The following is a 6,288-nucleotide window of genomic DNA, read 5'->3' on the forward strand; positions in this document are numbered from 1 at the left end:
CGTCGTTTAGGCTTAACCCATATAGATGTGAGGAGAACATCATGTATTTAGTATACGCAGATGAAAAAGGTAATGTATTTGATCACCCGTCCTTGTATGGACTTGCACGAAGTGGTGATATGATTGTTGAAATTATGGAGGATGAGCTTATTCCTCTGCCAGATGGTGCGACATTGGTGGGATTGCCGAGCACTCGTCCAATTGGTATGGATCCCGATACGGGCGAGATGTTGCCAATGCCTAGTGATACACAAGCTGTAGGTGCGTTATTGCCGCAAGGTTTCACCCGGCTGTGCTTGCCAGGTTATGTGAAGACGGATAAAGAGTACAAGTTGCCTTTGTTCGGTTATTCGGCAGTTGTCTGGAAAGATGGCGGTTTCTATGTCACAGCTGCGAAGTCGGATAGTCCAGATAAGTGGAATCCGCTTAACTGTGACCGGGATGATGTGAAGTCAGGTGTGAATCATTTGACGAAAAAATATCCGGAAAATCGTCTTTATACTCATCTATCGAATTGTGCGCTGGGATATGAATGCTTAACTTCATCCAACACGTTCTTGAATCGTTGGGAAGGCGGCGTGCCTGTATCATACTCCTGTAATGCCGGTTGCTTCGGATGTATTTCTGAACAACCCGATGACAGTGGTTTTGTATCTCCGCAGACACGTATGAATTTCCGCCCACGTGTGGATGAAATTGTTGAAGTTATGCTGGAGCATTTGAAAACGCCGGAATCCATTATCAGTTTTGGACAAGGCTGTGAGGGTGAACCATCTACGCAGGCTAAACTGATTATTGAGGCTATTCGTGAAGTGCGTTCCATCACGGATATGGGGTACATCAACATTAATACGAATGCTGGATTGAATGATCATATTAGAGGTATTGTAGATGCGGGGCTGGATCTTATGCGCGTAAGTACAATCAGTGCTTTGGACGATCATTATAATGCCTATTACAAACCTCGTGGTTATACATTGGCTAATGTCGAGAAATCCATGAAGTATGCCGCTGAACAAGGTGTATACACATCCATTAACTATTTGATCTTCCCGGGTGTAACGGATCGTGAGGAAGAGATTGAAGCAATGGTTGAGTTTGCGCGCAGAACCAAACTACGTCTCATTCAGATGCGTAATCTCAATATTGACCCTGAGAGTTATTTGGATCTGATTCCTCCGGCTCAAGGTGACATACTGGGAATGAAGCAGATGATCGAGATCTTCCAAGAAGAGTTGCCTGACGTCGTGATTGGCTCATTTACACATGTTCCACCAGCTGGAATGGCACGTCCTAAGCGCCTGATCACCTCTTGATAATTATGGATTGCAACTGGCAATATGCCATGTTATAATCTTCGAAGTTGTGCCATTTACTCTGGGTCCGCTTGAGGCTCAGGGCGGAAAGAGGTGAAAGGTAATGAAAGAAGCAATTCATCCTAAATACACGATTGGTCAAGTATCCTGCGCATGCGGTAATACTTTTGAGACTGGTTCGGTTAAAGACGGACTTCGTGTAGAGATTTGCTCCGCGTGCCACCCGTTCTTCACTGGTAAACAGAAGTTTATCGATGCTGGCGGTCGTGTGGATCGTTTCAAGAAAAAATACGGAATCTAATTCAGCAATTCTTCGGGAATTGTCTGCTAATTGCATCCAAACCCACCCCTGTCATCTTGACAGGGGTTTTTATATGTATGTTTGTGTATGGAAGGTGGAGAGTGCTCTACGATAAGATTCCTAGTTTCTAGCCCTTTTTAAGACTAGTTTTCTACATCGCAAGTAGGCCGAGCCGCATTCTAGATCGATTGGTAACAATTATTCAGCTCTCCCCATCTCCCTCTGGTTGCAATTTATACTACCTTACGTTATACTATTTCTTACCGTGCTAGATGGGGAGGTAGCGGTGCCCTGTAACTCGCAATCCGCTACAGCGAGGTTGAATTCCTGCTAGAGGTTTTGTCGATGTGAGGTTTGGTCCCTGAACGTGGTGTTGACGGTTGGGTCCTCCGCAATGAGTACTCATGAACCTGGTCAGGTCCGGAAGGAAGCAGCCATAAGTGAGATCACTCTTGTGCCGGAGGGTTGCCTAGCCTGAGCTATTGTTCAGGGGTGCCACTTGGATCGCAATTATCGATAGCAGGTGCACGGCTTACTATTAGAATTTGAGACCTTTGCAGTTGTATGTATGCAGAGGTCTTTTTGATATGTCTACAAAAAAACCACGCAGAAATGGGTCAGATAAAGTTTGGATTCACCCCGGAATATAGTATAATGGGGGAACGACAAAGGACTCGAATGCGAAGTGGAAGGAAGGTAACGCATCATGGAGCATATCGCGTTATACCGGGCTTGGCGTCCCCAGTCGTTCCAAGATATGGTGGGACAACAGCATATTATTCAAACCTTACAGAACGCGATTCGTGAACAGCGGACTTCCCATGCCTATTTGTTTAGTGGCCCTAGAGGAACGGGAAAGACAAGTGCTGCCAAGATTTTGGCCAAAGCTGTGAACTGCGAACGTGGACCTGCGCCTGAGCCTTGTAACGAGTGCGAAGCATGCCGGAGGATTACAACTGGTGCGGTAATGGATGTACAAGAGATTGATGCGGCATCCAACCGAGGTGTTGAAGAGATCCGTGATCTTCGGGAAAAGGTTAAATATGCGCCAACCGAGGTTCGGCAGAAAGTTTATATTATTGATGAAGTACACATGCTTACGACAGAGGCTTTCAATGCGCTGCTTAAAACGTTGGAAGAACCTCCTCCGCATGTTATGTTTATTTTGGCAACAACCGAACCCCATCGTCTACCGGCTACGATTATATCTCGCTGTCAGCGATTTGATTTTCGCCGAGTTTCGTTGGAGGAACAGACAGCACGCTTAGCTCTAATCTGTGAGCAAGAAGGTATGGAAGCTGACCTTGATGCACTTCAATATATTGCCCGTCTATCTGACGGGGGAATGCGGGACGCGCTTAGCGTATTAGATCAGATCTCCTCATTTACGGATGGGAAGGTAACCTATCAGCAGGTCATGGATATGACCGGTGGGATTCCATCTGAACAATTTGCGAAGCTTGCTGCCTCTCTATTGAAGGGTGACGTCGGTCATATCCTGCTGATGATTGAAGGATTTATGCATGAAGGTAAGAGTGCAGACAAATGCATGGAGAACTTGCTTTATTATTTCCGTGATTTGCTTATGATTAAGATGGTGCCGGATGCAGATAAGCTAACGGATCGTGTACTCAACCCGGAGTCGTTCCGAGATATGGCTGAATCCTTCACTAAGGAACAGTTGTTCCAAATGATTGATACACTTAATCGGTACCAGAGTGAAATGAAGTATGCAGTCCAACCACAGACACTATTTGAAGTTGCGCTGCTCAAACTGTGCAGTATTCCCGCGCAAGGCGCAATGGCTGATCAAGCAGTAGCTTCGTCAAGTGCTGGATCTACCGCGCCATCGACCGATAGTGGAGAGATTGGGCGGTTGAAGCAACAACTTGCTGAGCTTGAGAAGAAACTAGATCGCGCACTTAAAAGTGGGTTATCTGGTGGGGAATCTGCCTCAAGCAGCCCTTCTCGTCCGGCGACACGTGCTCCTGTGTCTAGAGGGAACTCGCCAGCGAAGTTGCCTGCGCATTTGGATCAGTATGTTGCGCGTAAAGGATCGCCTGATTTTATGGAGATCAGCAAAAAGTGGAGTCAGATATTGCAACGCGTGAAAGAGGAGAAAGTCACAGTTCATGCTTGGTTTATGGACGGTGAACCAGTATCTCTTTTGGAAGACAACGTATTAGTGGCTTTCAAAAATAACATCCATCGCGAAACGACCGAGAAGCAGGCTAACCGTGAAGTGATTGAACGTGTGCTGTCTGAACAGCTTGGACGTTCAGCGCGTCTGGTGACGATGATGCTCAAGGATTGGACTGGTGCAATGGAAGGAGCTTCTGAAGCGCCAAAGGAGGACTTTAAGCTTGAACCAGAGCATGAAGATGGAGGTTCAGGCAGCAAGCAACCTTGGATAGATGAAGCCATTCAGCTATTTGGTGAGGATCTTGTTGTGATTAAGGAATAGATTTACTATACGCCTGGTGCGATAACTATACCTAAGGAGATGAAAAGTTATGAATAACATGAACCAAATGATGAAACAAGTGAAGAAAATGCAGGAGCAAATGTTGAAAGCACAAGAGGAGCTTGCGGACAAAACGGTTCAAGGTACTTCAGGTGGTGGCGTTGTGACAGCAGAGGTTAACGGACATAAGAAATTGCTAGCTATTACGATCAAACCTGAAGCGGTAGATCCAGAAGATGTAGAAATGCTGCAGGATCTTGTAATGACTGCTGTAAATGATGCTATGACCAAAGCCGATGAGATTGCCAATCAAGATATGGGTAAATTCACAGGCGGCATGAAAATTCCGGGACTATTTTAATTTAAATTGATCCTCTAAAAGGAGACGCAATCGATTGTATTATCCCGAACCGATAGCCAAGCTAATTGATGCCTTTACTCGTTTGCCGGGTATTGGGCCTAAGACGGCGGCGAGATTAGCTTTTCATGTGCTTAACATGAAGGAAGATGATGTTATTGATTTTGCCAAAGCACTTGTCAGTGTGAAGCGTAACCTTCATTACTGTTCTGTGTGCTGTAATATCACAGATACAGATCCATGCCGGATCTGTCAGGATAAATCGAGGGATACCTCGGTAATCTGTGTTGTTCAGGATTCTAAAGACCTGGTGGCTATGGAACGTACGAAAGAATTCGATGGGTATTATCATGTCTTGCAAGGTGCGATCTCTCCTATGGAGGGTATTGGGCCGGATGACATTCGTCTGAAGGAACTGCTGACTCGGTTGAGTGATGAACGAGTACAGGAGTTAATCCTGGCAACGAACCCGAACATTGAGGGAGAAGCTACAGCGATGTACATTTCCCGTTTGGTTCGTCCATTCGAAATCAAGGTAACTCGTATTGCTCATGGATTGCCTGTTGGTGGAGACTTGGAGTACGCAGATGAAGTAACATTATCCAAAGCGCTGGAAGGTCGTAGAGAGTTGCGTTAAACGCCTAGCTATGATCTGAAGGGCGGTATTCGATTTGTTATTTTGTTAGCCGATGTGTGTAGCAACGTAAACGAGTTTAATCAGAGAGCCCTTCGGGGTTCTCTTTTTTTGTTTTATTGGATGTGTAGGTCGGTGGTTTTGAGGGGTGGATGTAGTGATATTGTGAGTTGGAAGTCTGTGTACAGGAATATTCGTGGAATAAGTTCTAAGTTTGTCCTCTCCTTGATATGTATGAGATATGCTGTTTCAGATCTGGAGGGGGAGAGCTTATGTTGTTTTGGAAAAGTAGCAGGCGCTCATCTAATGATAAACATACCCGAGTATTGAAGGAACGAGAAGCGGAACAGATTTACACCGATATTCAAAAGGCTAAGTTGGAATGGGAGAGAGCTGTGAGGCAGTTCGAAGAGGCACAAGGGGAGGATGAGATTGATTATGCGATCTATGTGTTGGAAGCGGCTGAGCGAAAGTACCAAATTCATTTGAAGCGAGCTAAGCGTGCGGAGATGGATGGGGCGGTGATGATGGATCGAGGTCTGAGTGGGTAGCTGAATAAGTTGAATGAAATGGAGGCGGGTATAATGAAGAGTTTAATACTAGGAAGTGTGCTGGTTATATCGTTGCTTGCGCTGTTAGTCATCTTGTTTAAGAAGAGAATTGGACTCGCTTGGCTTACCTCATTCGGAATTCATCTTGTGCTAGCGGCTGTGGGAATTTATATCGTGAATTATTCAGGATGGATTACAGGGGCGTACATCCCTCTGAATCCCGCCACGATAGGTACGGTGAGTATTCTCGGGCTGCCTGGAGTGGGGCTATTATTAGGTTTGAAAATTTCTTTGTTTGGGTAGTTGACTCTTCGAACGATTCTATGGTACATTATATCTCGTTGCTTTGCTTGCTTGGTTGAGACATTTTGAAGAGATTAATGAGTTCGAAAGAGCTCGAAAAAAGAATTTCAAAAAAATGCTTGACTGAAACACACGAAGCATGGTATATTATAAAAGTCGCCGCTGAGACAAAATGGTGACGAAAAAAGAAGAGAATTATCAAGTTTGATCTTTGAAAACTGAACAACGAGTGAGTAATCATCCTGCTTGCAGGATGAACAAAATGAGATTTTTAATCTCGTCAGATTCAAAATGAGCTAATCGCTCTTTTCAATACTTTATTGGAGAGTTTGATCCTGGCTCAGGACGAACGCTGGCGGCA

The 6,288-nt window shown here is 45.2% G+C and carries 7 protein-coding genes and 1 other RNA gene; all 8 read left to right on the forward strand.

Annotation, left to right across the window (positions count from 1 at the left end; translation table 11 throughout):
- Positions 1–41 precede the first annotated feature (41 nt).
- The 8 genes from ASD24_RS17440 to ASD24_RS17470 all read left to right on the forward strand — a co-directional run bounded on the left by ASD24_RS17440 (position 42) and on the right by ASD24_RS17470 (position 5,927).
- Complete coding sequence (locus ASD24_RS17440; RefSeq protein ID WP_056698167.1) at positions 42–1,316, forward strand: radical SAM protein; 1,275 nt, start codon at positions 42–44, stop codon at positions 1,314–1,316.
- A gap of 103 nt (positions 1,317–1,419) precedes the next feature.
- Positions 1,420–1,617, forward strand: a complete 198-nt coding sequence (gene rpmE / locus ASD24_RS17445) for a 50S ribosomal protein L31 (RefSeq protein ID WP_056698168.1) — start codon at positions 1,420–1,422, stop codon at positions 1,615–1,617.
- 263 nt (positions 1,618–1,880) lie between these two features.
- An RNA gene (gene ffs / locus ASD24_RS29990) (signal recognition particle sRNA large type) lies at positions 1,881–2,148 on the forward strand.
- 175 nt (positions 2,149–2,323) lie between these two features.
- A complete protein-coding gene (gene dnaX, locus ASD24_RS17450; RefSeq protein ID WP_056698171.1) occupies positions 2,324–4,081 on the forward strand; it encodes a DNA polymerase III subunit gamma/tau in 1,758 nt (585 codons plus the stop codon).
- A gap of 49 nt (positions 4,082–4,130) precedes the next feature.
- A complete protein-coding gene (locus ASD24_RS17455) occupies positions 4,131–4,442 on the forward strand; it encodes a YbaB/EbfC family nucleoid-associated protein (protein WP_024628773.1) in 312 nt (103 codons plus the stop codon).
- 34 nt (positions 4,443–4,476) lie between these two features.
- Positions 4,477–5,076: a recombination mediator RecR gene (recR, locus tag ASD24_RS17460; protein WP_056698174.1), complete on the forward strand. Its 600-nt coding sequence runs from the start codon at positions 4,477–4,479 to the stop codon at positions 5,074–5,076.
- Positions 5,077–5,345: 269 nt separating this feature from the next.
- The gene (locus ASD24_RS17465) at positions 5,346–5,624 is read left to right on the forward strand and encodes a DUF2508 family protein (protein WP_082560442.1); all 279 of its coding nucleotides are present in this window, start codon (positions 5,346–5,348) and stop codon (positions 5,622–5,624) included.
- 33 nt (positions 5,625–5,657) lie between these two features.
- The gene (locus ASD24_RS17470; RefSeq protein ID WP_056698178.1) at positions 5,658–5,927 is read left to right on the forward strand and encodes a pro-sigmaK processing inhibitor BofA family protein; all 270 of its coding nucleotides are present in this window, start codon (positions 5,658–5,660) and stop codon (positions 5,925–5,927) included.
- Positions 5,928–6,288 lie beyond the last annotated feature (361 nt).

It is taken from the genome of Paenibacillus sp. Root52 (assembly GCF_001426865.1).
Taxonomy (GTDB): Bacteria; Bacillota; Bacilli; order Paenibacillales; family Paenibacillaceae; genus Paenibacillus.